Source organism: Nonomuraea sp. NPDC049400 (genome assembly GCF_044466425.1).
Classification (GTDB): Bacteria; Actinomycetota; Actinomycetes; order Streptosporangiales; family Streptosporangiaceae; genus Nonomuraea.
This window is the reverse complement of record NZ_JBITMP010000010.1, coordinates 63,431-85,799: the sequence shown is the minus strand read 5'-3', so window position 1 is coordinate 85,799 and position 22,369 is coordinate 63,431. Positions and strand designations below refer to the sequence as shown.

The window sequence follows — 22,369 nt, the reverse complement described above, 5'->3', positions numbered from 1 at the left end:
AGGAAGCGTTCGCGTTAACTCCCGGGGCACACAGTTCCGATCAGGAGGGCTCATGCGCGCGCTCAGGGAGTTCGACGACCTGCGGCTGTCACCGTACACGGGGTGGACGCGGAACCACTGGGCGGCCCTGGCCGACCACCTCCTGCTGTCGGCGCGGCGCTACGCCTCGGACACACACGCCCGTATCTCGTTCCCCGGCCCGCCCGGCGGGTACGGGGCCGACGTCGACGGGCTGGAGGGCTTCGCGCGCACGTTCCTGGCCGCCGGGTTCCGGGTGGCGGGCGAGGGCGGGCGCGATCCGCTGGGACTCATGGAGTGGTACGCCGAGGGCCTCGCCTCGGGGACCGATCCCCGCTCGCCCGAGCGCTGGGTACGGCTGGACGAGCACGACCAGGCCAAGGTCGAGGCCGCCTCCATCGCCCTGGTGCTCCACCTGACCAGGCCGTGGCTGTGGGACCGGCTCGACCCCCGCGTGCGGGAGCAGGTCGTCGACTACCTCGCGCCCGCGGTCGGCGCCCACTACCCGCCGATCAACTGGATCTGGTTCCAGATCGTCGTCGAGCAGTTCCTCGCCTCGGTCGGCGGCCCCTACGAGCGCAAGGACATCGAGGACGGGCTCACGCTCCTGGACGGCTTCGCCCGCCGCAACGGCTGGTACGCCGACGGCGCGGAGCGCTCCTACGACCACTACTCGGGATGGGCGCTGCAGTTCTACCCGCTGATCTGGAGCGAGATGGCCGCGGGCGACCCGGCGGCGGACTCGCGGCGGCCGGTGTACCTGGAGCGGCTCGAACGCTACCTGAACGACGCGGTGCACCTCGTCGGCGCCGACGGCTCGCCCCTGATCCAGGGGCGCAGCCTCACCTACCGGTTCGCCGCGGCCACGCAGTTCTGGGTGGGCGCGCGCTCGGGCACGGCCACGCCGAGCCCGGGGCTCCTGCGCCGCGCCGCCTCGGGAATCGTCCGCCATTTCACCGAGCACGGGGCTCCGGACGAGGACGGCGTCCTGACGCTCGGCTGGCACGGGGCCTGGCCGCCGATCGCCCAGTCCTACTCGGGGCCCGGCTCGCCGTACTGGGCGGCCAAGGGCTTCTTCGGGCTCTGCCTGCCCGCCGACCACCCGGTGTGGACGGCCGTCGAGGAGCCGCTGCCGGTCGAGACGGGCGACTTCCACCTCGCGGTGCCCGCGCCGGGCTGGCTGGTCAGCGGCACTCGCGCCGACGGCGTCGTACGCGTGGTCAACCACGGCACCGACCACTCCCGTCCAGGGGCGAACCGCACCGACTCGCCGCTGTACGCGCGGCTGGGCTACTCGACCGCGACCTCCCCCGTGCTGGCCGGGGAGCACGCGGCCGAGCCGCTGGACCAGTCAGTCACGATCCTCGACGAGGGCGGGCGGCCCAGCCACCGTACGGGGTTCGAGACGCTGCTGCTCGACCGCCTGCCGTCCGGGACGCTGGTGGGGGCCTCGCGCTGGCAGGCCCACTGGGTCGACGTCGAGGCGGACGGCCACGACCACGGTTACGGCCGGCCCGGAGCGGTGCGTCTGGGACCGTGGATCGAGGTGATCTCGGCCGTGCGCGAGGCCTGGGAGCTGCGCCTCGTGCGGCTGGCGGGCTCGCCGCAGGCCGCCGGCTCGGCTCGGTCAGCCGGCGACGCCGGTTCGCGTCCCGTCCCGGGCGCGCTGCGCATCGGTGGCTGGCCTGTCCCGGCCGCGCAGCCCGCCCGCGGAGAGGAGGTCTCGTACGGCGCCGCGCACTCGTGCGTCGTCGCCGGAGCGGGGCTGGACCTGTCCGGCGTGATCTCCGCCGAGGACTCCTCGCCGCTGGGCCCGTGGACGCTCATCCCGTGGTGCGCGACCAGCGGGCCCGCCAGACCGGACACGTGGTACGAGGTGGCGGTTCACCTCGGCGGGCAGGAGCCGGGCAGCCCGCCCGCGCTCGCCTGGTACGGCGCGGCGGCCGCCCGTGTCACGTGGCCGGACGGGACGCAGGACGACCTCGGCGCCGTGGTGGAGACGGCGCTCGGAGCGCCGGGCGGCCGGGCCTGATCACCACGCCGCGGCGATCAGGCGCGGCCCGATGACGACGCCCGGACGATCAGGCGCGGCTCGATGACGACGCGGTGGGCGGGCCGTTGCGGATCCTCGTCCGCCAGGCGCGCCGCGAGCAGCGCGAACGCCGCCTGCCCGATGGCCGTCTTGGGCGGGCGGACCGCGGTCAGCGGCGGGTCGCACAGCTCGGCCACCTCGTCGTCGTAGGCCACCACGGCGAGGTCGCCGGGCACCCTGAGGCCGCGTTCCTGGCAGCGTTCGACCAGGCTGATCGCCTCTGGGTCCGAGTGGACGAGCAGCGCCGTCGTCCCCGAGGCGACGCACTCGTCGAGCACCCGGTCGAGCGTCGCCGGCCATTCGGGATGCAGCTGATCGACCGTGCTCATGTCCGGGGTGTCGTCGAGCCGGAGGGCGAGCTCCTCGCACGCCTGCCGCCAGCCGCGCCGTACGTGCGGGGCCGTCGGGCTCTGCTGGGTGGTGATCAGCCCGACGCGCTGGTGGCCGAGCGCGGCGAGATGCCGTACGGCCATGGCCGCGCCGAAGGCGTGGTCGCTGACCACCGACTCCATCGCCTCGTGGTAGGGGCCTACGGTGGCGGCCCGCTCGATGAGGACCACGGGCACGTCGGCGCCCTGCAGCCAGCGCACCAGCGCCTCTCCCTCCTCGCCCGTGGTGGTCGGCGTCACCAGCAGCCCGTCCACGCCCGCCGTCTCCAGCATCCGGGACAGCTGGCGGCGCTCGTCGGCGGCCTGGTAGCCGCCGCCGCGCAGCACGATGCGCGCGCCGGACTCCGCCGCGGCCTCGCGGACGCCCCTGATCACGTCGGGGTAGTAGTAGGTCAGCGACGGCACCACCATCCCGATCGTGACCTGCCGTGGCTCCGCGGGGGCCGGCTGGGGCGGCGGCTCCTCCCGCACCTCCGCCTCCGGGGCGGCGAGCGTCTCGGTGAGCGGCCGGCCGTGGAGCGCGGCGCCGCCGCGGACCCGGCGGATGATGCCCTGCGAGGACAGCAACGCGATGTCGCGGCGGATGGTGATGGCCGAGACGTCCAGCTCGGCCGCCAGCTCGTGGACGCGGACGACGCCGCGCCTGCGGAGCAGCTCCACCATCTGGGCGCGGCGCTCGTCCGGCAGCTGGCCCGGCGATTCTGACACCGTCATTCCCCCACCTCCACGCGGACCTCGAACGCCCCGCGCGCCGTGCCGGGCAGCCGCAGCTCCAGCCGGGTCAGGCGCTCGCCCCACACCTGCGTGAGCATGGGATCATCCAGCGTACGGACGGTCAGCGCGGCTGTCGCGCCCTCAGGATCCCAGCTGACGACCGCGGCCCGCGCACCGTCCGGCGGCCGGACCACGACCCGCCCAGGAGACGGTTGCTCGACCTGCCCGGCCAGCACGAGATGCAGGACGCTCGCGTCGCCGTCGCCGGTGAAGCTCCAGGCGTCCTCTATCGTCACCCGGGCCCCACTCCGGTCGAGCACGGCCCTGCGCCACCATCGCGCCAGCCCTGGCACCGGATAGGCGGCCGCCAGATCCAGCCGTACCTCGAAACGGTCAGGCCCGTCCACCACCTCGACCTCCCTGGCCGCGTATCGCTCGCCCTGCCCCTGCGGCGTGCCGCGCACCTCGGGAACGTTGTGCCAGCCGCTCTGCATCGTCCAGATCGAGTAGCGGTCGGGGCCGAAGGTCTGCGCCGTGTACGTCGGCCTGCCGGGGTCGGCGAGCACGGGCACGCCGTCCACCGCGACGACGACGGAGCCGACGTCGTTGTGGTTGTGGTGCTCCCCGTTGTGCCCGCCCTTGACCGCGAGCGCGAGGCCGTGCGCCGTCCCGCCGGCCGTCCTGGCGAGGCCGACCTGCGTCCCGGGCAGCCAGACCCCGGCGATCAGCGGCGGCGCGTCGGCCGCGGCCTCCTGCCAGCCGGCGTCGGTGAGCTGCCGCAGCGCCCGCCCGAGCTCGTCGGAGACGGTGGCCGGGCGCTGGGCGGCCGCATGCCGTGCCGCGTCGTGCTCGCCGAGCCTGCCGGCCCACCGGTACGGCACGTGCCACGGCTGGTCGGCGGGCGGGCGGGCGCGCGCGTCGGCGAGGTTGAGGTACCACGGCCCGCCCAGATGCATGCGGTGCGGGAAGCGCACCGTCTCGCGCACGACCGGGACCACCGCGGCGTCGAGCGCCCCCGACGTGGCGTGCTCCAGGACGTCGAGCGCCTCGAGCGCGCGGCACGCCCCGTTCCACCAGTACTCGTAGCCCTCATCGACGGAACCGTCGTCCGGCAGGGCCGCCAGGTAGCGGTCGACGCCCGCCACGGCCAGGGCGACCTGGCGCGCCCGCAGGTCGCCCGGCTCGGTCAGGCGCAGCGCGGCGACGAGCACGTTGCCGCAGATCCACGGGCACCAGTTGTGCACGTCGCCGTCGAGGCCCAGCCAGTGCCAGTCCTCGCGCTGGACGAACGGGTCGAGCACCCGCACGCGTACCTCGTGGCGCACCCGTTCCCGCAGCCCGGGCAGGCGCTTGTCCAGCCGGGCGCCCAGCACGTGATCCGCCCAGGCCAGCTGGGCGGCCACGTCGGCGGCGCCCAGGTCGAGGCAGGGAGAGGTCACGTCCGGCAGCACCGTCCCGCGGGGCCGGCAGGTCTCCTCGTGCGCGGGCCAGCACCACGAGCTCTGCTCGCACAGCAGGACGATGCCGTCGGCGGCCTCGTCCAGCCACGCGTCCTGCCCGCTCGCCGCGGCCATGAGCACCGCCCGGGTGAGCCGGGCCTGGCGCTCGCGCACCTGGCTCTCGTACTCCGTGCGGTTGCCGTCGCGGAAGAACCGCGCGTACCTCGAGGCCAGCGGTTGCGGCCAGGGCGTGTCCAGCTCGGCCTCCGCCTGCTCGCGGACGGCGGCGAGGCGGTCGGCGGCGCGCTGCCAGACGTCCGCCCCGGCGGCGGGCACGGGCAGCGCCCAGTCGGGCGGCAGCAACGAGCCGGCCAGGCCTTCCGGCGACGCCGCGGCGCCCCAGGCGGTGAGCAGCGGCCCTGCCGACTTGATCGCCGGGCCGGTAGCTGTGTTCGTCATAATCCTCCTCGCCGGACTCATAGTACCGATCGAAAATGATCGAAGTTGAGTCGATGAGGAGTCTTCGTGATCGAAGTATCGCCGCGCCGCCGAGTCACCGAAGTTACAGTTCCATCGAAAGGCTTACATTTGGCCCCCACCCTCAGGTCGAATGGTTGCTGTGACATCACGGCGAGCGCGTCTGTGGCGGGCCCTGATCTGGTCGATCAGCGTGGTCGTCATCGCCGTCATCGCTGCCGCGACCTTCCTCCTGCTCGCCGGCGCACCCGGCACCGCCTGGTGGCGGCCGGTCCTGGAGCGGCTTCCCCGCCACCTGGTGCCGCCGTACTCCACAGCGGATCTCCTTCCCGTGGCGCTCACCGTCCTCGCCGCCACCGCCCTCCTGATCGGCGCCGGTTGCTGGGTCGCAGGCGAACTGCGCCGCCGCGCCGGCCTTCGGACGCTCACGCAGGAGGAGATCGAGACCCGCCCGCCTGAGGGATCCTTCGACGCGCTCACCGCCGAACGGGGGACGCTTCTCCAGCGGATGAGCACCTGGGGCATCGTCCTGGGGTTGGTGCTGGCCGCAGGCAGCCTGGTCTACACCGACGCCAGGTCCATGGAGACCCCGCAGGACGCGCAGAGCATCGACAGCTACACCCGAGCCGTGGAGCAGCTCGGTTCCGAGAAGATCGAGGTCCGCCTGGACGCGATCCACACGCTGCAGCGCCTGGCGCAGGATTCTCAACGAGATCGCGTGACGACCGTCGAGGTCATGGCCGCGTACGTGCGCGAGCACGACTCGATGTCGACGGCCCGGCTGCTCGGGCAGCCGGCCACCGACGTGCAGCGGGCCCTGACCGTGCTCGGCAGCGTCTACGACGCGCTGAACACCGAGCTCGGGCACGACTGGGTCTGCAACTGCAACCTGGCGCGCATCCGTGTGCCGGGCGCGGATCTGAGCGGCCTCAACCTGGGCACCGCCGTCCTGACCCGGGCAGACCTGCGTGGGGCCGACCTGAGCGGGGCCAACCTGGCCTCCACCGACCTGTCCGGCGCCGACCTGCACAGGGCGGATCTGGACGGCGCGGACCTGGCGTACGCGATCCTGTTCATGGCGAACCTCAGCGAGGCGGACCTGAACGGCGCAGACCTGCGCGGGGTGGACCTGTTCGAGGCGGACCTCAGGAGGGCGGACCTGAGGAAGGCGGACCTGAGCGGGGTGGACCTGTTCAACGCAGACCTGCGCGGGGCGGACCTGCGCGGCGCGAATCTGACCGGGGCGAGCCTGAGCGGGGCGGACCTGCGCAAAGCGGATCTGCGCGGCGCGATCCTCCGCGGGGCGGACCTGAAGGGGACGAACCTCAAGGGTGCGGACCTGACGGGTGCGGACCCGACCCAGGCGAACCTGGACGCGGCCAAGACCGACGACGAGACCAAGCTCCCCGAAGTGGCCCCTGGGCCCTGAGGGGCCCCGTCCATGGTGCCGGTCTGGTCCTTCAGCGTCGCCCGCGGCGGGCGGTGCCGAAGATGGATCTGGTGATCTCCCGGCCGAGGGCGGACGCCGCCGAGCGCGCCATGGAGCGGAACTCCTTCGACTCCAGCACGCTCTCCAGCACCGACTGCTTCCGCTCGCCCTCCCGCTCCCTGGGCTCCGGCTCGCGTGGGGCTCCGGGAGCCTCGGCGTGCTGCTGCTCGGCCAGCTTCGCGGACAGGATCTCGTAGGCCGACTGGCGGTCGACCGCTGTCCCGTACTTCCGCTGAAGCGGCGAGGCGGCGATGACGCCCTGGATCACCTCCGGGCTCGACGGTGCCATGAGCGTCTGCGGGGCCCGCAGGCGCGTCCAGGCCACCGGGGTCGGCGCGCCCGTCTCCGACAGGACCGTGACGACCGCCTCGCCGATGCCGACCTCGGTGAGCAGCCGCTCCAGGTCGTAGGAGGACTCGGGGAAGGTCGAGATGGTGGCCTTGAGCGCCTTGGCGTCCTGGGGGGTGAAGGCGCGCAGTGCGTGCTGCACGCGCGCGCCGAGCTGGGCCAGTACGTCGGCCGGCACGTCCTTCGGCGTCTGGGTGACGAAGAACACGCCCACGCCCTTCGACCGGATCAGCCGCACGGTCTGGGCGATCGACTGCAGGAACGCCTTGGACGCGTCGTCGAACAGCAGATGCGCCTCGTCGAAGAAGAACACGAGCTTCGGCTTGTCGACGTCGCCCACCTCGGGCAGCACGTGGAAGAGATCGGCGAGCAGCCACATCAGGAAGGTGGAGAACAGCTGCGGCCGGTCCTGCACGGCGGGCAGCTCGAGGACGGAGATCACGCCCCGGCCGTCCGTCGTCACCCGGAGCAGGTCGCGCACGTCGAACTCCGGCTCACCGAAGAACGCCTCCGCTCCCTGTGCCGCGAAATTGGTCAATGTACGCAGGATGACCCCTGCCGTCGCCGCCGACAGCCCGCCGACCCCGCTCAGCGCCTCCGGAGTGGCGGTCAGATACCGGATGACCGCGATGAGGTCCTTGAGGTCCAGCAGCGGCATTCCGTTCTTGTCGGCGAAATAGAAGATCAAGCCGAGCGACGACTCCTGCGTCTCGTTGAGCCCGAGGACCTTGGCGAGCAGCGTCGGCCCGAAGGCGGTCATGGTGGCGCGGATCGGGACGCCGTCCCCCAAGCCGCCCAGGGAGAGGAACTCCACGGGACAGGCCGCCGGCTGCCAGGTCTGCCCCACCTCGGCGGCGCGCCGGGTGACGCGCTCGGAGGGCGTGCCGGGCGAGGCGAGCCCCGACAGGTCGCCCTTGATGTCGGCGAGGAAGACGGGAACGCCCTGCGCCGCGAGCTGCTCCGCCATGAGCTGCAGGGTCTTGGTCTTGCCCGTTCCGGTGGCGCCGGCCACCAGTCCGTGCCGGTTCAGCATGCTCAGAGCGATCCGGATCTGCTCCGCGGGGTCGGCGGTGCCGTCCTCACGTACCAGGGTCCCGAGTTCCAGCGCCGGTCCCTCGACGTCGTACCCCTTCATCGGATCTCCCCGTGTGCCGCTGCCTCACCTTCGGCAATGGTGTTACCCAGCGTGCTGCATTCGTCACAAGTGACCAGGCAGGCCGCCAGCAGCCGGCGGGCGAGCACCGCGACCTCGGCGACGACGTGCTCGCAGTTGTCCAGGACGAGCAGCACCCGCCGATCCGCCAGCCCCGCGATCAGCCGTTCCACGGGGTCGAGCGGACCGGACAGCGAGGGCACCAGCCCGGCCTCCCGCAGGCCCAGCGCGTTGATCAGAACCTGCGGCGCCGCCGCGCCGTCGGCGAGCGGAGCCAGGTCGACGAAGCGGACCTCACCCTCCCCCCGCCCGGCGACCTCGACCGCCAGCCGGGTCTTGCCGACCCCGCCCGGCCCGGTGAGCGTGACCAGACGTCGCCCGCCGAGCAGCGCGCGGACGCGTTCGAGATCGCCGTCACGCCCGACGAAACTGGTGAACTGGGCCGGAACACCGCCTCCCGCCGCCTCCGCGGGCGAGGGCCCGGCGCGCAGCACCGCCATGTGCACACCGCCGAGCTCAGGAGAGGGATCGACACCGAGCTCCTCCGCCAGCGTCCGCCGCGCGTCCTCGAACACCTGAAGCGCCTCGGCCTTCCGGCCACTCCCGTACAGGGCCCGCATGAGCTGCCCGCGCAGACGTTCGCGCAGCGGATGCGCCGCCACGAGCTCCGGCAGCTCCGCCGCCAGGTCGCGGTGCTCACCGCGCGCCAACCGCGCCTCGACCAGGTCTTCGAGTACGGCGACCCGCGACTCCTCCAGCCTGGCGGCCCGCTCCCCCGCGAACGGCGCATCGATGACGTCCGCCAGCGCCGGCCCCCGCCACAACCCCAGAGCCTCGCCCAGGAGCCGGGCGGCACCGCCATGATCCCCGGCGGCCAGCACGTGCCGCCCCTCGCCGGCCAGCCGCTCGAATCGGTGCACATCGACGTCATCGGGATCGACGAGCAGCCGATATCCAGCGGGACCGAACTGGAGCAGATCCCCCGCCTCGCCCGCCGCCCCGAGCCGGCGACGCAGCCGGGACACCTGCGACTGCAGGGCATGCGCCGCACCGCTCGGCGCCTGCGGGCCGTACAGGCCCTCGACGAGCCGTGGCACGCCCACCGTCTGACCCGCGTGCAGCAGCAACATCGCCAGCAGCGCACGCAGCTGCGGTCCCCCGACCGCTACCGGCTCGCCGTCGGCCGACCACACCCCCACAGCCCCCAGGACACCGAATCGCACGCCTCCTTCGGTCTCCATGGCAGCAACCCTATGCTCCATGCCGAGCAAGAATGATCATCACTCGCTCGCCGAGCACACACCGGGATCGATCGCCGATATTGACCGATCCGCAGGAGGCGTGCGATCTTGCGAATGTCCCGTGCTCCAGCACGCCCATCCCCCATCCCCGAAACGAACCCGGCGCCACCGCATCGGTGAGTGGTGGCGCCGCCAGCCCGAGCGGAGAACCTGTGGACTACCTGGCCATCGCCTGCCGCTGCCTGATCGGCCTGATCTTCGCCATCTCGGCACTCAGCAAAATACGCGGCAGGCAGGCGTACCAGGAGTTCGCCAGGACGACCACGACGCTCCTGCCCCGCCACGGCCGCAAACTCGCGCTCCCCGCGCTGGCCGCCGAATTCGCCGTGCCGGTGCTGCTCGCCCTGCCGGCCACGACCCTCGCCGGCTTCGGGCTCGCCGCAACACTGCTCACCGCCTTCGCCGTCGCCATCGCTGCCGCCCTGCGGCGAGGCGTACGCACCTCCTGCCGATGCTTCGGAGCCTCCACCACCCCGCTCGGAACGCAGCACGTCATCCGCAACGCCGCACTCATCGCCGTCTCCGCCACAGGGGCGGCCCTCGGGCCAGGCGATCCCGCACACCCAGGAGGCATCGCAGTCGCCGCCGTGGCCGCCGTCGTCCTGGCCACCCTCGTCACCCGGCTCGACGACCTGATCGACCTGTTCGCCCCGACGACAGCGACCGGCCGGCCGTCAAGATAAGGAGGAACATGGCGGTACTGATCGCCTCATCATCTCCTCTGTCGCCGAGGGTCATAGTGGTGGTCTCGCGTCGTTGACCCGGTGGCAGATGCGGCCGGACAGTTGAGAGCGCAGCGCGGTGGCGGTCGAAGCGATCTCGTCCTCCTTGCCCTTGTGCGCTATCAGGAACAGCTCGGCCACCTCGTTCCCCAGAACCACGTGGGCTTTTGAGTTCCTCTATGGGCCCTTATCGGCTGGCCGTTATAACCCAATGTGGTCGGTCGGTTCGGTATGGTGATCGCAATATGATCAGGAGGGATTCATCATGAAGGACGCCGCCGGGCGTGGCCGTGCGCTGGTAGTCGGGCTCGGGATCGCGGGCATCGCCACCGCGGTGCGGTTACGGCAGGTGGGCTGGGAGCCGGTGCTGGTTGAGCGGGCGCCTGCGCGCCGCTCAAGCGGATACTTCATTGTGCTGTTCGGCACTGGCATCGCCTCCGCGCGGCGGCTGGGCGTGCTGGAGGCGATCGGCGACCGCACCCATCCGCAGCTCGCCGTCTACGAGGTGAACCGGACCGGGCGTCGCACTCCCGGCGTGGCTCCGGGCGAACTCCCCAACCTGGTCACCAGACCCCGGCAGTTGCTGCGTGGCGACATTGAACAGGGACTGTTCTCCGCGCTACCGGCCGATGTGGAGATTCGCTACTCCACCGTGCCCACCCGCATCACCCAGGACGACTCCGCAGCAGAGGTCACCCTGCACGACATCGCCTCAGGGGCCACCGTCACCGAGCGCTTCGACCTGGTGGTAGGTGCCGACGGGATGCGCTCAACCGTGCGCAACCTGGCCTTCGGCAGCGAGGACTACCTGCATGCGTTGAACTACATGATCGGCGTCACCGCGCTGGATGCGCCGATCGAGGGCTTCGGCCTGCATGAGGGCCTGACCCTCGCCGAGCCTGGACGCTCAGCATGGACCTTCCCTTTCCACCGCCACGCCCCGAGCCTGCTGTTCTCCTATCGCACCGACGACGTCAACGCCGAGTTCTCGCGTCCGGCGATCGAGTCCATCCGCGCCGCCTTCGGCCCGCAGCCCGCCGGCCCTCTGCTGGAGAACCTGTTCACCCGGTTCGAGCAGGCCCCACAGTACCTGTTCGACTCCGTGCACCAGGTCAAGATGCCGCGCTGGCACCGTGGCCGGGTCGTCCTTGTCGGCGATGCCGCCTGGTGCGTGACCTTGTACGCGGGCATGGGAGCCTCCAGTGCCATCGCCGGAGGCGAACTGCTGGGCACCATGCTGCGGCGCCACCCCGGAGACCTGCCCGGCGCGCTGCGGGAGTGGGAGGCCCGGATGCGGCCGTTCATCCACGCGGAGCAGAACAACGCACTGGTCATGCGTACGCTCTTCACCCCTCACGACCGCAAGGAACAGATCATGCGCACCGTGATGCTCCGCCTCATGCAGGCGCCGGTGATCGGGTCGGCCATGGGCCGGATAATGCCTGGCCCAGACATGAAGAACAAAGAGCTCGACGTCGCCGCCGTGTGACCGTCTCGAGCACGAATGAGCGTCGCCTGCATCACCGCCTGCCCCGCCACCGTGCTGCCGCACCGCCCAGCCCCGCTGCTGATCCGCGCGGGGCCGGAACTCCCGCCGAGCTCTACGAAGACCAGGGGCCCGAGGTCGCCGACGGGGTCGAGGGCGACGAGGGGTGCACCGCCCAAGGAGAATCTCCTGGCTGATCCGGGCGGATGGGGGTGAAGCGCACCGGCAGCCGCTCCAGCGATCGGTGGAACGGGCCGGGCCGCCAGGGCAGTTCCTCTCGTGGCACGGTGAGTTCGAGGTCGCACAGGTGAGAGGTCAGGCGCTCGATCGCGGTCATGGCGATGAGCACGGCCGGGTCGCTGGCCGGGCAGCGGTGCGGCCCGGCGCCGAAGCCCAGGTACGCGCCGCCGTCGGAGCGCAGCTCCTCCGGTATGTTGGTGGGCTCGGTGTTGGCCGCGGCGTAGGAGACGAGGACCAGCTCGGCCGGCTGGATCCAGGTGCCGTGGAAGTGCACGGGCTGGCGCACGAAGTACGGGCCGAAGTTGGCTATGGCGGGTTCGACGCGCAGGGCTTCCATCAGGGCGTCGTACGTGCTGAGCGCGCCGTTGGTGAGCGAGCTGTAGTAGCGGTCGTCGCTGACCATCCGCGAGATCGTGTTGGAGATCAGGTTGGCCATGGGGTCGAAGCTGGCGGCCACCACGAGCACGATCGCCTGCGTCAGCTCTTCGTTCTGCAGACCGGCCGGATGGTCGATGATCCAGGACGTGAGGTCGTCGCCCCGCTGGGCGTACTTGCTCTGAACCAGCTCATTCATGTAGCGGCTGAACGCGTCGCTCCCCCGCGCGCCCGCCTCGCCGGTCGCCTCCATCATGGCCGACAGAGCCTCGCTCAATTCGACGCTGTCGGAGTCCGGCCGCCCGAAGAGCAGGTTGAAGACGCGCACCGGGATGGGCCGGGCGAAATCGGTGGCCAGGTCGGCCTCGCCCTTCGCGGCGAACTGAGCGATGAGAGAGTCGGAAACCTCGGTCACCATTCGGCGCAGCTTGTGCGGCTGGACCAGCTGGAAGCAGTCGGAGATCACCTTCCGGTAGCGGGCGTGCTCGGCCCCGTCGGAAAACAGCGCGGTGGGCCGGTAGCCAAGCATGGCGAGCGTGCCCGCGACCTCCGGTGTGTCAGGGAGCCGCGCCTGCCAGGCGCTGGGGTTCTTGCTCCAGAGGCCGCCGACGTTGGTGAGCACCTCCAGGGCGGCCCCGTATCCGATCACCAGATGGGCATTGATGCCGGGGGCGATCTCCACGGGCGCGACAGCGCCGTGCCGCCGGCGCAGCTCTGCATAGACGGCCTGCGGGTCCCTGGCATACTGCGGTCCGTAAAGGCGGCCGGCGTCGGGCAGATAGCGCAAGCTCATGACAGCACCAGCTCTCTGATGTGCTCCACCGGCGGGGGCGGAGGCGGCGTCTCGGGCGTCGCACATTACCAGTGGCGTGCGCCGACTCACGCTGCGTGCCTGGCGCAGGGCCTCCAGCGGGTTCCGGGCTGAGCGCCGCCGCGAGCTGGGGCCGTACCATCAAGCCACTGCCTTTACATTGTAGATCAGCCGCCCTCTAGGCGTGCCAGAGGGCGGCAAGCTGCCGGGTGGCCAGCCGGGACGGGATGGCGCGGAGCAACGCGTCACGCACCCAGGCGGCGGCGCCGGTCTGGGAGGTCAGCCGCGATTGCCGGGACGCCGCCTGCATGATGCGGTTGGCACGGGGCCTACGCTCGGCGTCGTAGCGCAGGAGCCGCTGGGCGGCGTCTGCCGGCTCCGCGCCGGTCAGGTGGCGGGTCAGCGCGGCCGCGTCCTCGAAGGCCTGGCTGGCGCCCTGACCGAGGTCGGGCGGCATGGCGTGCGCGGCGTCGCCGAGGAGCGCGATCCTGCCGGCCGCGTACGAGGGCAGGGGTTCGGCCAGGCGGGCGATCGGATCGACGTAGATGTCGGCGGGCGGGGTGGCCTCGATCAGCGCCGTGACGAGGGGATGCCAGTCGGACATCAGCGACAGCATCTGCCGGCGCGCCTCGTCCGCGCCGGGCGGCGTGCCGTTCAGTACGGAGTCGGTGAACCAGTACAGGCGGTCCTCGCCGACGGGGAACAGCCCGAACATCGCTCCGCTGCGACGGTCCACCAACTGGTTGGCGAGCAGGTCCGTTGCCAGGCCCGGAGGGCGGGGCAGCATGCCGCGCAGGTCCATCCGGCCCGTCCGGCGCAGCCCTGGGTGGCCGGGGAAGAGCTGCGCGCGCAGCTTGCTGCCGATGCCGTCGGCCGCGATCACGGCGTCCGCTCTCGCGACGGGCCTGCCGCCGCTGATCACCGTCACCCCGGTGGAGTCGGGCTCCAGGCGGTCGACCGGGGTCGCGGTTCGCACCAGCTCGGCGGGGAGCGGAGCGCGTAGCCCCCGATGCAGGCGCGCCCGTTCGATGACGGCCACCGTCCCGACTTCCTGCTGCGCCTGGACCGCGTCGGTGACCAGCAGCGGCCGTCCCCGCCAGTCCCGTAATCCCGCGCGACCGGCCTGCATGGCGTGCGCGCGAACGTCTCCGGCCAGCCCCAGCGCGTCCAGCGCGCGCTGCCCGTTCGGCATGACCGCAATCCCGGTGCCCGCCTCCCTGAGCTCTGCGTCCCGTTCGAAGAGCGTCACCTCGTGGCCGAGGCGATGCAGCCCCACCGCGGCCGCGACTCCTCCGAGACCGGCACCGACCACCACGATCCTCATGAGACCTCCTCGCCGAACCGATTCACTACGATCGTACTAGTACGACTATTGGTAGCATGGCCGCATGCCGCCCACCAATCCGGCCCGTCGCCGAGCCCTGACCGATGCCGCCATCGAGCTGCTGGCCTCCTCGGGCGTGCATGGATTGACCCACCGCGCGGTGGAGAAGCAGGCGGACCTACCGCCGGGAACGGCCTCCAACTACTTCCGCAGCAGGGAAGCTCTGCTGGTGGCCGCCGCGGAGCGCATCGCCGAGCTGCATCACGCCGACACCGACCGGGCCACTGACCGGGCCGCCGAGCAGCCCACGACGCTGGTCGACCTGTGGACGGAATCGCTGCTCACGGCGGCGACCACGCTGCGCGACCGCTATCTGGCGATCTTCGAACTTCAACTGGAGGCCGCGCGCCGTCCGGTGCTCGCCTCGGTGCTCGCGAGCCTGCAGGACACGTCGTCGCAGATCACCGCCGCACACCACGACAAGCTCGGCCTCACCATCCAGCGCGAGAAGATCCCCGCCCTGATCGCGCTCTACGGGGGCGCGCTGTTCACCCTGGTCGCCGCGCCGCCGGGGAGTGTCAGCAGGGACGTGGTCCGGCAGGTGGTTCAGGTCATGGTGCACGGCTGTGCCGTACCGGAGGAAAATCCTGAGTCGGTACGGAAGGGGACGCCAAACCTAATCTGAGCGGAACTGCAGCTGATGCACCCGCGCCAGGATTGAGTCGTCGGTAGCAGCCGCCCGGGCCGAGCGCGATCTGGTGCCGGCGAGGGGGCGCGCTTGGGTGCCTGGTCGTCGGCTGGCGCCACCGTGCCCCTGCCGGCCATCATCGCGACGATCACCTGGCCGGCTGCAGCGACGCACATCAGAATGATTGGTGCATGCCAGCCGGAACTGACGGTGTGCAGCAGCCCGAAAACCACCGGTCCTGCGGCGGGCCAGCAGGTAACCGATCGACTGCGCCATCGCTGACAACGCGCCCGCCACGATCGCGTCCCGGGCGCGCGCCGGCGCGACCGCGGCGGTTGCACATTTTCGGGCCTGGGCGATGAAGGTCACCCGTCGACATGAAGTCGGAACCGGCACCGCCCCCGACGATCATCAGCCGTACATACGTGTCAGAGGAGGCGGGTGACTTCGCCGGTGTCGATCGAGTAGTACGCGCCGATGACTTTGAGCTGGCCCTTGGCGATGCGAGGAGCGAAGAGCTTGTCCTTCTTGAGCTGGTTCGTCACGTCAACGGTGTTGATGCGGATCATCTTGTCGACGTCTCCGCCCGAACGCGTGTATGCCGAACGCAGCGAGGAAGCAATTGTGCTCAGCTCGCCGGGGAGCTTCTTGTGCTCGTGCAGTGATTCCGCGGCGGCCGTGACGGCACCGCAGCGCTGATGGCCGAGCACGACGACGAGCGGGGTGCCGAGCTCGGCTGGGCCGTACTCGGCGGCGCCGGTCACCAGCGGGTCAATGGTCTGCCCGGCGGTCCGTACCACGAACAGGTCGCCCAGTCCGGCGTCGAAGACCAACTCGGGCGAGACCCGCGAGTCGATGCACGAGAAGACGACTGCGAACGGGTCCTGCTTCTGCGCCACCTCCTTGCGCCGGGCGGCGTCCTGGTGCGGGTGAGTCGCGGTGCCGACCACCCATCGGCGGTTGCCCTCGCGCAGAGTCGCCCACGCCTGGTCCGGGGTGGCGGGACGCTGGTCCGGCGCGGTCCCGTTCGACGGCTGAGCGGTGCGGGCGAATACGGCGGTGCCCGCTGATGCCGCACCGGTCAGGAGGCCCCCGGCGACGATGCCGGCGCGCAGGAGCGCCCGCCGGTTGATCATGTGATTTAACATGAAACAGGAGTATGCGCCGTGCTTGTGCCGACGCGCCAGATTGTGTAGCGCTCATCACATCAGATGTTGCACGTCGTCATCGTCTGAGCGCACGCCGCCGCAGTATCGTCGGCCAGGGTGGCGGCGTGCGCCACGAGCATGGTGACCGTCACCGCCGCGAGACCGGCCACCGCCGCGGCAGGTGATGCGCGCGGGAAAAACGTTGAGGCAGCCCGCTCCGTGATCCAGAAGACAGATCCCTAGCGAGCGGACCAAGCGCGGGCGAGCAGGGACACCGCCTGGTCCAGGAGGGCGGGCGGCAGGGCGAAGCTGATCCTTATCCGATCGCGGTGACGTCCGTCAGGGGAGAACATCGTGCCCGGCGCCACGGCCACCCCGTGCTCGCGGGCGATGTCGGCGAAGTGTGTGGTGTCGGTTCCGGGCAGGCGCACCCACAGCGACAGCCCGCCTCTTGGCGTTGTCCAGCTCCACTCCGGCAGCGCGGTGGCCAGCGCGGCGGACATGTGATCACGGCGGCGCGCCAGCTCGGCCAGCCACGGCTCGACCGGATTGCGGTCAAGCAACTCGGCCGCCAGCCGTTGGGAGACTGCGCTGCCCGCCAGGTCGGCGTCCAGTTTCTGCTCGGCCAGCCGCGCCAGCAACGGCGGCGCGGCGTGCAGCCAGCCCACTCGTAGCCCGCCCCACAGCACCTTGGACAGCGAGCCGACCGTGACTGTGCCGTACGGGTGGATCTCGGCCAGTGGTGCGGGCGGGCTGTCATCGAAGACCAGTGATGCGAGCGTGCGATCCTCGAGCAGCGTCACCTCGCCGGCAGCGGCGAGCGCGGCGAGCGGCCGCAGGTCGGGCACCGCGCCAGTGGGGTTGTCGACGCTCATCGCGAACACCAGGGCCGGCTGGCGGCGTTCGATGGCATCTGCCACCGCCCGCTTGTCGCTCAGATCGACCGGCACCGCCACCGCTCCCGCCCGCCGGAAGACACCCAGCGCGCCGCCGTACGTCGGATCCCCGACCAGCACTCGGTCACCGGGCCGCAGCAGCGCTCGTGCGGCCACGTCGATCCCTTGCTGAGCCCCGGTGGTGATGAGCACGTCGCCGCCGAGCAGCGCACGCAACCGCGGGTCACCCTGGGCGTCGTAGCCGTGTCCCGAAGGTGCACGCAGCAGCTCGGCGGTGTCCAGCGGAGGCAGCAGGAGATGCGAGGGGTCGGGGACGACCGAGGTGGAAGCGACCGGGCCCTACCTCAACTCGGCACTGGCCAAGAACGAGGCCGTCGAAGCCGGGTACGACGACGCCGTACTTCTCAACACCGCCGGCCACGTCAGCGAGTGCACGGCGGCCAACCTCTTCGTGGTCCGCGATGGGGTGCTCGCCACGCCACCTGTGAGCGCAGGCGCCCTGGACGGGATCACCCAGGACACCGTGGTACGGCTGGCCACCGACCTCGGGATCGCCGTGGAGCGGCGTAATCTGCCGCGCTCCGAGCTGTACGCGGCCGACGAGGTGTTCGTGTGCGGGACCGCCGCGGAGATCGTGCCTGTCGCCCTCGTCGACGGCCGTGAACTGAACGGGCCGGGCCCGGTGACCTCGAAGGTGAGCGCCGGCTACCAAGCCGCGGTGCGGGGCGAGGATTCCCGATACCACTCATGGTTGACCCCGGTGCCGAGCGGAGGCTGAAAGGGTTCGACACGTGGGGTGGGCTGCATTCGGCCAGGCAAGCACCTCCGGCCGTCCGGGCGGCCATCGGCCGCATCGCGACCGGACTGGCCCGTGGCCTCGCCGGATTGATCAACGCCCTGGATCCCGCCGTCGTCGGCCGCGATCACCTGGAGCTGGCGGCGCCTCCAAGTCAGACCCAGCCGCGGCGGATCGCTTCGACGCCCGCGTGGAAGCGGCTCTTGGCGTTCAACGCGATCAGCACCGCCTGCACGCGGCGCCGTACCGTTCGCGTGGTGATGTCGAGCTGGCGGGCGATCGCGTCGTCCTTCAGCCCGGCGGCCAGCAGCGTGAGCACCTCGCGCTCTGGCTGGTCGAGGCTGACCGGCTGGCCTTTCATGGGCACGGCCCGGCTCCAGCAGGTCTCGAAGAGCATGACCAGGCCGTCGAGGAGCGGCGACGGCCGGACGAGCAGCGCCCTGGCGTTCCGCGACTCGCGGTCCATCGTGATGACGCATGACTGGCGGTCCGCGAGCGCGCCGCGAAAGGGCAGGTCGGGATGGAGCCTGGCCTGCAGGCCGCGGAGCGCGGCGAACTCCGCGCCCAGCTCGGCGGGCAGGTCCTGCGGATCGCACAGCAGGCGGAAGCGTACCCCGCGCTCCAGCGCGGCGTGCTCCGTGGGCGCGTTCGCTCCGGCGACATACGGCGCGTGGTCCCACATCAGCACTTCCTGCCGCGCCTCCTGCAGCATCTGGTGGTAGCGGTTGCCGATCTCCTCCCCGCTGTCCAGATACTCGAGCATTCCCCCGGCCCCGTCGTGCTCCCGCGACCGGTGGAACCGTTCCCGCAGGCCGGGGAGTACGTCGCGGATCCTGTGCAGTTCGTCCTCGCGCTGGCGTACGAGCTCCTGCAGCGCGTGCGCGGGGTCGGCCGCCGCCCACGCGTCCGCCCCGCCGGGGACGGCCGGCTTGTCGGCGCGGAGCACCAGCCCGCGCGCCCGCAGCCAGGCGAGCAGGTCCGACACCTGCTCCGCGGTCCTTCCTGACCCGGCCACGAGGTCGGCCGTCGTAGCGGTGTCACGCTCCAGCAAGGACAGGTAGATCGCCTCGGCCCCTTCGGGCATACCGAGTCCGGACAGCACAGGAGACACATGATGATCTTTCCCATTGCGGACACAGTCCACAAGGGGGACGATCTTACTTATCGTCCTGAACCAAGCCCCGCCGGGTGCCTTCTCGGTATCGAGCCTGATGAGGACCGCCGATCTCGCTCGCCACGTTCGAGTGAGTAAGGTGGCGCGGTGTCGAGTGGTGGACTGTTCGCCGGGACAGGTGTGTTCTACGCGCGCTTCCGTCCGGGCTATCCGAGGGCGTTCTTCGACGATCTGGTCCGGCGTTTCGGGCTCGACGGCTCTGGACGCCTGCTTGACCTGGGCTGCGGCACCGGCCAACTGACCATTCCGCTCGCCGGGCACGTCGCGGAGGCGGTCGGTGTCGATCCCGAGCCTGACATGCTCGCCGAGGCCGCCCAGCAGGCACTCGCCGCCGGGGTCGGCAATGTGACCTGGGCGCGCGCGGCAGTTCGGCGGACCTGCCGGGCGGGTTGGGGCGGTTCCGGCTGGTGACCATGGGGCGCTCGTTCCACTGGATGGATCGCGAGCAGGTGCTGGGAGCACTGGCCGGCATGGTGGAGGGCGGGGGCGGCGTGGTGATCGCCAATGACGGTTGCCTGGCGCGACCGGTCACGCCGTGGCAGCACGCCATCGAGGAAGTGCAGCACCGTTTCCTGGGCCCGCTCCCCCAGACCGGCATCGGGACACCGAGCGAGCCGAACGAAGCGGTGCTGACTCGTTCACCGTTCCGGGACGTCTCCCGGGTGGTCCATGAGTTCGAGCGGTCGTGGACGGCGAACCGGATCATCGGCTACCTGTATTCGACGTCGCTCCCGCTGCGGCGGCTGCTCGGCGATCGACGGCCCGCCTTCGAACGAGAGATCAACGACGCCCTGCTGGCAGCCGACCCGAGTGGGCGATTCGTCGAACCGGTGGCTCTGCGCGTGCTCATAGCCCGAAAGAACATCTAGGACATCCGGGAGGCGCCGGGCACCCCGCCGGACCCATGTCCACGTGCGCGAACATGGGAGCTTCTCGCAGCAGTTGCCCCTGCTGATGCGCGACTGTCTGCGTGCCCACCCAGACGACGCGGCCGAGTGCGCGAGGGTGAAACGGCGGTGTGCGGAGGAATTGCGCGACGAGCGCCAGAAGTACGTCGAGGCCAAGGAGCCGTACCTCTGGGACATTCTGCGCCGCGCTGACGCGTGGGCCCAGAGGCTTGGCTGGCGACCCGGGCCGAGTGACGCGTGAGCGCGGTGATCAGTGGGCCACGGTGACCACGATCTTGCCGAACTGGGTGTTGGACTCCATGTGCTGGTGCGCCCGCACGATCTCCTCCAGCGGGAACAGGCGGTCCACCACGGGACGGAACGCCCCGGCACGCAGGCCTGAGGCGACGAACGCCGCGGCGCGGCGCATCCGCCCGGGATCCCTGGTGATCTCGTGCACCGTGTACGTGCGCAGGTTGAGGGCGGGCATGCCCAGCTCGAACCCCGGATAGGGCGTCGGCTGCCCGCTCTGCGCGCCCCACAGGAACAACGTCCCATCGGGGGCCACGGCCCGGGCCAGATCCACCACGCCCGGTCCGGCGACGGCGTCGAAGACGTACTCGGCTCCCCTGCCACCGGTCAGCGCCAGCACGCGTCCCGCCACGTCCTCCTCCTCGGAGACGATGACCTCGGCCGCGCCCTCCTCGAGCAGCCGCTGCCTCTTGGCGCGGGTGCGGGTGACGGCGATCGGCGTGGCGCCCACCCGGTTGGCCGTGTGGATCGCGGCCAGGCCGACGCTGCTTGAGGCCGCGTTCAGCACCGCCACGTCGCCCGCCCGCATCCCGCCCACCTCGACCATCGCGCCGTACGCGGTGAGATAGGGCATCCACACCGCCGCGCCGGACACCGCGTCCACCCCGTCGGGGCGATGCAGGAGCGCGGACGCCGGCGCGATCGCCCGTTCTGCGTACATGCCGTAGTCGTTGTACGAGAAGGACGGCACGACACTGACCGCCTGCCCCACCTCGAACCCGGTCACCTCCGGGCCGATCGCCTCGATCACCCCGGCGGCCTCGGAGCCGAGCCTGGCGGGCAGCTCCTTGACCGGCTCGATGTAGTGGCCGCTCCGGAAGAGCGCCTCCGCCCTGTTGACCCCGATCGCGTCCACCCGGATCCGCACCTCGCCCGGCCCCGGCTCACCCGTCTCCAGGTCCTCCAGCCGCATCACCTCGGGCCCGCCGATCTCGTGGAACCGCACGGTCCTTGCCATGCCACCCATCCTTCGCTCGCCTGTGAACGCGATCTACTGAAGCGCACAAGTACGATCGCTGTCAAACTTCGATGTCCGTCGTACTATCTCGAGATTGATTCTGTACCTACTAGTATGTACGCTCGAGACCGTGGACATGAGAGAACGGCTGATCGAGAGCACCCGCGAGCTGCTGTGGGAGCGCGGATACGTGGGCACCTCGCCGAAGGCGATCCAGCAGCGCTCCGGGGCGGGCCAGGGCACCATGTACCACCACTTCCGCGGCAAGCCCGAACTGGCGCTGGCCGCGATCGCCCGCAGTGCCGACGACATGCGCGCCCGCGCGGAGGCGGAGCTCTCCGGCTCCGGGACCCCCATCCAGCGGATCACCGCCTACCTGCGCCGGGAACGGGACGCCCTGCGCGGCTGCCCGGTCGGCCGCCTCACCCAGGACCCGGACGTGATGGCCGATGCCGAGTTGCGCCGTCCGGTCGAGGAGACCTTCGCCTGGCTGCGCACCCGGCTCGCCGGGGTCCTCACGGAAGCATGCGCCGAGGGCGAGGTGCGCACAGAGCTTGACCCGGCGGCCACCGCCACCGCGCTCGTCGCCGTGTTGCAGGGCGGGTATGTGCTGGCCCGCGCCGCCGGCGACGCGGAGGTGTACGCGCAGGCCGTTGACGGCGCGCTCGGGCTGCTCGCCGGACATGCTCGCTGAATCACTCGAAAGGACGAAATAATGCCCTTTGTTCGCATTGACGCGCTCCGTGCAGACGAGAAGCGGTTGGACGCCCTGGGCCGGGCCGTGCACGACGCCCTGGTCGACGCCATCGGCATCCCGCAGGACGACAGGTTCCAGGTGCTCACCAGCCACGACGGCACGCGTGGCACGCTCCGCTACGACGCCGGCTACCTCGGCGTGCACCGGGACGACGACCTCGTGTTCGTCGCCATCGCCATGCGCTCCGGACGTACGGCGGCCCAGAAGCAGGCCCTCTACCGCAGGATCGCCGAGCTCGCCGAGGAGTACGCGGGCACCGAGCCGCGGAACGTATTCGTCTCGATCAGCGAGAACCAGCCGATCGACTGGTCGTTCGGCGAGGGCGTGGCGCAGTACGCCGAGGCCGGCCTATGACGGCGGCGGGTCACCGCTCGA

21 protein-coding genes and 1 pseudogene are annotated in these 22,369 nt (G+C 71.2%); 11 read left to right on the top strand and 11 right to left on the bottom strand.

The window, feature by feature from the left end:
- Window positions 1-52: 52 nt before the first annotated feature.
- The gene (locus ACIBVN_RS17390; protein WP_397137373.1) at window positions 53-2,050 is read left to right on the top strand and encodes a DUF2264 domain-containing protein; all 1,998 of its coding nucleotides are present in this window, start codon (window positions 53-55) and stop codon (window positions 2,048-2,050) included.
- A gap of 17 nt (window positions 2,051-2,067) precedes the next feature.
- Here the strand turns inward: ACIBVN_RS17390 and ACIBVN_RS17385 are convergent, their stop codons facing one another.
- Together ACIBVN_RS17385 and ACIBVN_RS17380 are read right to left on the bottom strand one after the other, a co-directional pair.
- Entirely contained in the window at window positions 2,068-3,213 is a 1,146-nt protein-coding gene (locus ACIBVN_RS17385) for a substrate-binding domain-containing protein (RefSeq protein ID WP_397137371.1), read from the bottom strand.
- Window positions 3,210-5,111 carry a heparinase II/III family protein gene (locus ACIBVN_RS17380; protein WP_397137369.1) on the bottom strand — a complete coding sequence of 634 codons (1,902 nt, stop codon included), beginning with the start codon at window positions 5,109-5,111 and terminating at the stop codon, window positions 3,210-3,212. The genes ACIBVN_RS17385 and ACIBVN_RS17380 overlap by 4 nt, the downstream gene beginning before the upstream one ends.
- 160 nt (window positions 5,112-5,271) lie before the next feature.
- On the opposite strand from ACIBVN_RS17380, the gene ACIBVN_RS17375 reads away from it, so the two are divergent.
- Complete coding sequence (locus tag ACIBVN_RS17375) at window positions 5,272-6,558, top strand: pentapeptide repeat-containing protein (protein ID WP_397137367.1); 1,287 nt, start codon at window positions 5,272-5,274, stop codon at window positions 6,556-6,558.
- Window positions 6,559-6,589: 31 nt separating this feature from the next.
- Here the strand turns inward: ACIBVN_RS17375 and ACIBVN_RS17370 are convergent, their stop codons facing one another.
- Window positions 6,590-8,101 (bottom strand): helicase HerA-like domain-containing protein, encoded by a 1,512-nt coding sequence (locus ACIBVN_RS17370; RefSeq protein ID WP_397137365.1) that lies wholly within the window; start codon window positions 8,099-8,101, stop codon window positions 6,590-6,592.
- Window positions 8,098-9,360 carry a BTAD domain-containing putative transcriptional regulator gene (locus ACIBVN_RS17365; protein ID WP_397137363.1) on the bottom strand — a complete coding sequence of 421 codons (1,263 nt, stop codon included), beginning with the start codon at window positions 9,358-9,360 and terminating at the stop codon, window positions 8,098-8,100. The genes ACIBVN_RS17370 and ACIBVN_RS17365 overlap by 4 nt, the downstream gene beginning before the upstream one ends.
- Window positions 9,361-9,572: 212 nt before the next feature.
- Here ACIBVN_RS17365 and ACIBVN_RS17360 point away from each other — a divergent pair, with 212 nt between their 5' ends.
- Complete coding sequence (locus tag ACIBVN_RS17360; protein WP_397137361.1) at window positions 9,573-10,103, top strand: MauE/DoxX family redox-associated membrane protein; 531 nt, start codon at window positions 9,573-9,575, stop codon at window positions 10,101-10,103.
- A gap of 51 nt (window positions 10,104-10,154) precedes the next feature.
- On the opposite strand, the gene ACIBVN_RS17355 is transcribed toward ACIBVN_RS17360, so the two are convergent.
- The gene (locus ACIBVN_RS17355) at window positions 10,155-10,301 is read right to left on the bottom strand and encodes a hypothetical protein (RefSeq protein ID WP_397137359.1); all 147 of its coding nucleotides are present in this window, start codon (window positions 10,299-10,301) and stop codon (window positions 10,155-10,157) included.
- A gap of 106 nt (window positions 10,302-10,407) precedes the next feature.
- Between ACIBVN_RS17355 and ACIBVN_RS17350 the strand changes: the two genes are divergently transcribed.
- On the top strand, window positions 10,408-11,631 hold the full coding sequence (locus ACIBVN_RS17350; protein WP_397137357.1) for an FAD-dependent monooxygenase: 1,224 nt from the start codon (window positions 10,408-10,410) through the stop codon (window positions 11,629-11,631).
- Window positions 11,632-11,743: 112 nt separating this feature from the next.
- Here ACIBVN_RS17350 and ACIBVN_RS17345 read toward each other — a convergent pair whose 3' ends face one another.
- Together ACIBVN_RS17345 and ACIBVN_RS17340 are read right to left on the bottom strand one after the other, a co-directional pair.
- Window positions 11,744-13,036: a cytochrome P450 gene (locus ACIBVN_RS17345; protein WP_397137355.1), complete on the bottom strand. Its 1,293-nt coding sequence runs from the start codon at window positions 13,034-13,036 to the stop codon at window positions 11,744-11,746.
- 196 nt (window positions 13,037-13,232) lie between these two features.
- The gene (locus ACIBVN_RS17340) at window positions 13,233-14,378 is read right to left on the bottom strand and encodes an FAD-dependent monooxygenase (RefSeq protein WP_397137353.1); all 1,146 of its coding nucleotides are present in this window, start codon (window positions 14,376-14,378) and stop codon (window positions 13,233-13,235) included.
- Between the two features lie 64 nt (window positions 14,379-14,442).
- Between ACIBVN_RS17340 and ACIBVN_RS17335 the strand changes: the two genes are divergently transcribed.
- The gene (locus tag ACIBVN_RS17335) at window positions 14,443-15,063 is read left to right on the top strand and encodes a TetR/AcrR family transcriptional regulator (protein WP_397137351.1); all 621 of its coding nucleotides are present in this window, start codon (window positions 14,443-14,445) and stop codon (window positions 15,061-15,063) included.
- A gap of 431 nt (window positions 15,064-15,494) precedes the next feature.
- Here ACIBVN_RS17335 and ACIBVN_RS17330 read toward each other — a convergent pair whose 3' ends face one another.
- Window positions 15,495-16,202 carry a carbonic anhydrase gene (locus ACIBVN_RS17330; protein WP_397137349.1) on the bottom strand — a complete coding sequence of 236 codons (708 nt, stop codon included), beginning with the start codon at window positions 16,200-16,202 and terminating at the stop codon, window positions 15,495-15,497.
- Between the two features lie 251 nt (window positions 16,203-16,453).
- A complete protein-coding gene (locus ACIBVN_RS17325) occupies window positions 16,454-17,326 on the bottom strand; it encodes a PLP-dependent aminotransferase family protein (RefSeq protein ID WP_397137347.1) in 873 nt (290 codons plus the stop codon).
- A 106-nt stretch (window positions 17,327-17,432) separates the two neighbouring features.
- On the opposite strand from ACIBVN_RS17325, the gene ACIBVN_RS17320 reads away from it, so the two are divergent.
- The gene (locus ACIBVN_RS17320) at window positions 17,433-17,888 is read left to right on the top strand and encodes an aminotransferase class IV (protein WP_397137345.1); all 456 of its coding nucleotides are present in this window, start codon (window positions 17,433-17,435) and stop codon (window positions 17,886-17,888) included.
- Between the two features lie 172 nt (window positions 17,889-18,060).
- Here the strand turns inward: ACIBVN_RS17320 and ACIBVN_RS17315 are convergent, their stop codons facing one another.
- Window positions 18,061-19,017, bottom strand: a complete 957-nt coding sequence (locus ACIBVN_RS17315) for a LuxR C-terminal-related transcriptional regulator (RefSeq protein WP_397137343.1) — start codon at window positions 19,015-19,017, stop codon at window positions 18,061-18,063.
- Window positions 19,018-19,167: 150 nt separating this feature from the next.
- Between ACIBVN_RS17315 and ACIBVN_RS17310 the strand changes: the two genes are divergently transcribed.
- From ACIBVN_RS17310 to ACIBVN_RS17300, 3 genes and pseudogenes are all read left to right on the top strand, one after another.
- Window positions 19,168-19,491 (top strand): class I SAM-dependent methyltransferase, encoded by a 324-nt coding sequence (locus ACIBVN_RS17310; protein ID WP_397137341.1) that lies wholly within the window; start codon window positions 19,168-19,170, stop codon window positions 19,489-19,491.
- A gap of 2 nt (window positions 19,492-19,493) precedes the next feature.
- Window positions 19,494-19,949: a hypothetical protein gene (locus tag ACIBVN_RS17305; protein WP_397137339.1), complete on the top strand. Its 456-nt coding sequence runs from the start codon at window positions 19,494-19,496 to the stop codon at window positions 19,947-19,949.
- A gap of 19 nt (window positions 19,950-19,968) precedes the next feature.
- Window positions 19,969-20,229, top strand: a pseudogene (locus ACIBVN_RS17300) (GrpB family protein); the annotation flags it as partial.
- 9 nt (window positions 20,230-20,238) lie between these two features.
- Here ACIBVN_RS17300 and ACIBVN_RS17295 read toward each other — a convergent pair.
- On the bottom strand, window positions 20,239-21,237 hold the full coding sequence (locus ACIBVN_RS17295; protein WP_397137337.1) for a zinc-dependent alcohol dehydrogenase family protein: 999 nt from the start codon (window positions 21,235-21,237) through the stop codon (window positions 20,239-20,241).
- A gap of 136 nt (window positions 21,238-21,373) precedes the next feature.
- On the opposite strand from ACIBVN_RS17295, the gene ACIBVN_RS17290 reads away from it, so the two are divergent.
- Together ACIBVN_RS17290 and ACIBVN_RS17285 are read left to right on the top strand one after the other, a co-directional pair.
- Window positions 21,374-21,931, top strand: coding sequence for a TetR/AcrR family transcriptional regulator (locus ACIBVN_RS17290; protein ID WP_397137838.1), 558 nt, complete (start codon window positions 21,374-21,376; stop codon window positions 21,929-21,931).
- A 21-nt stretch (window positions 21,932-21,952) separates the two neighbouring features.
- Window positions 21,953-22,348, top strand: a complete 396-nt coding sequence (locus tag ACIBVN_RS17285; protein ID WP_397137335.1) for a tautomerase family protein — start codon at window positions 21,953-21,955, stop codon at window positions 22,346-22,348.
- Window positions 22,349-22,369: the final 21 nt, after the last annotated feature.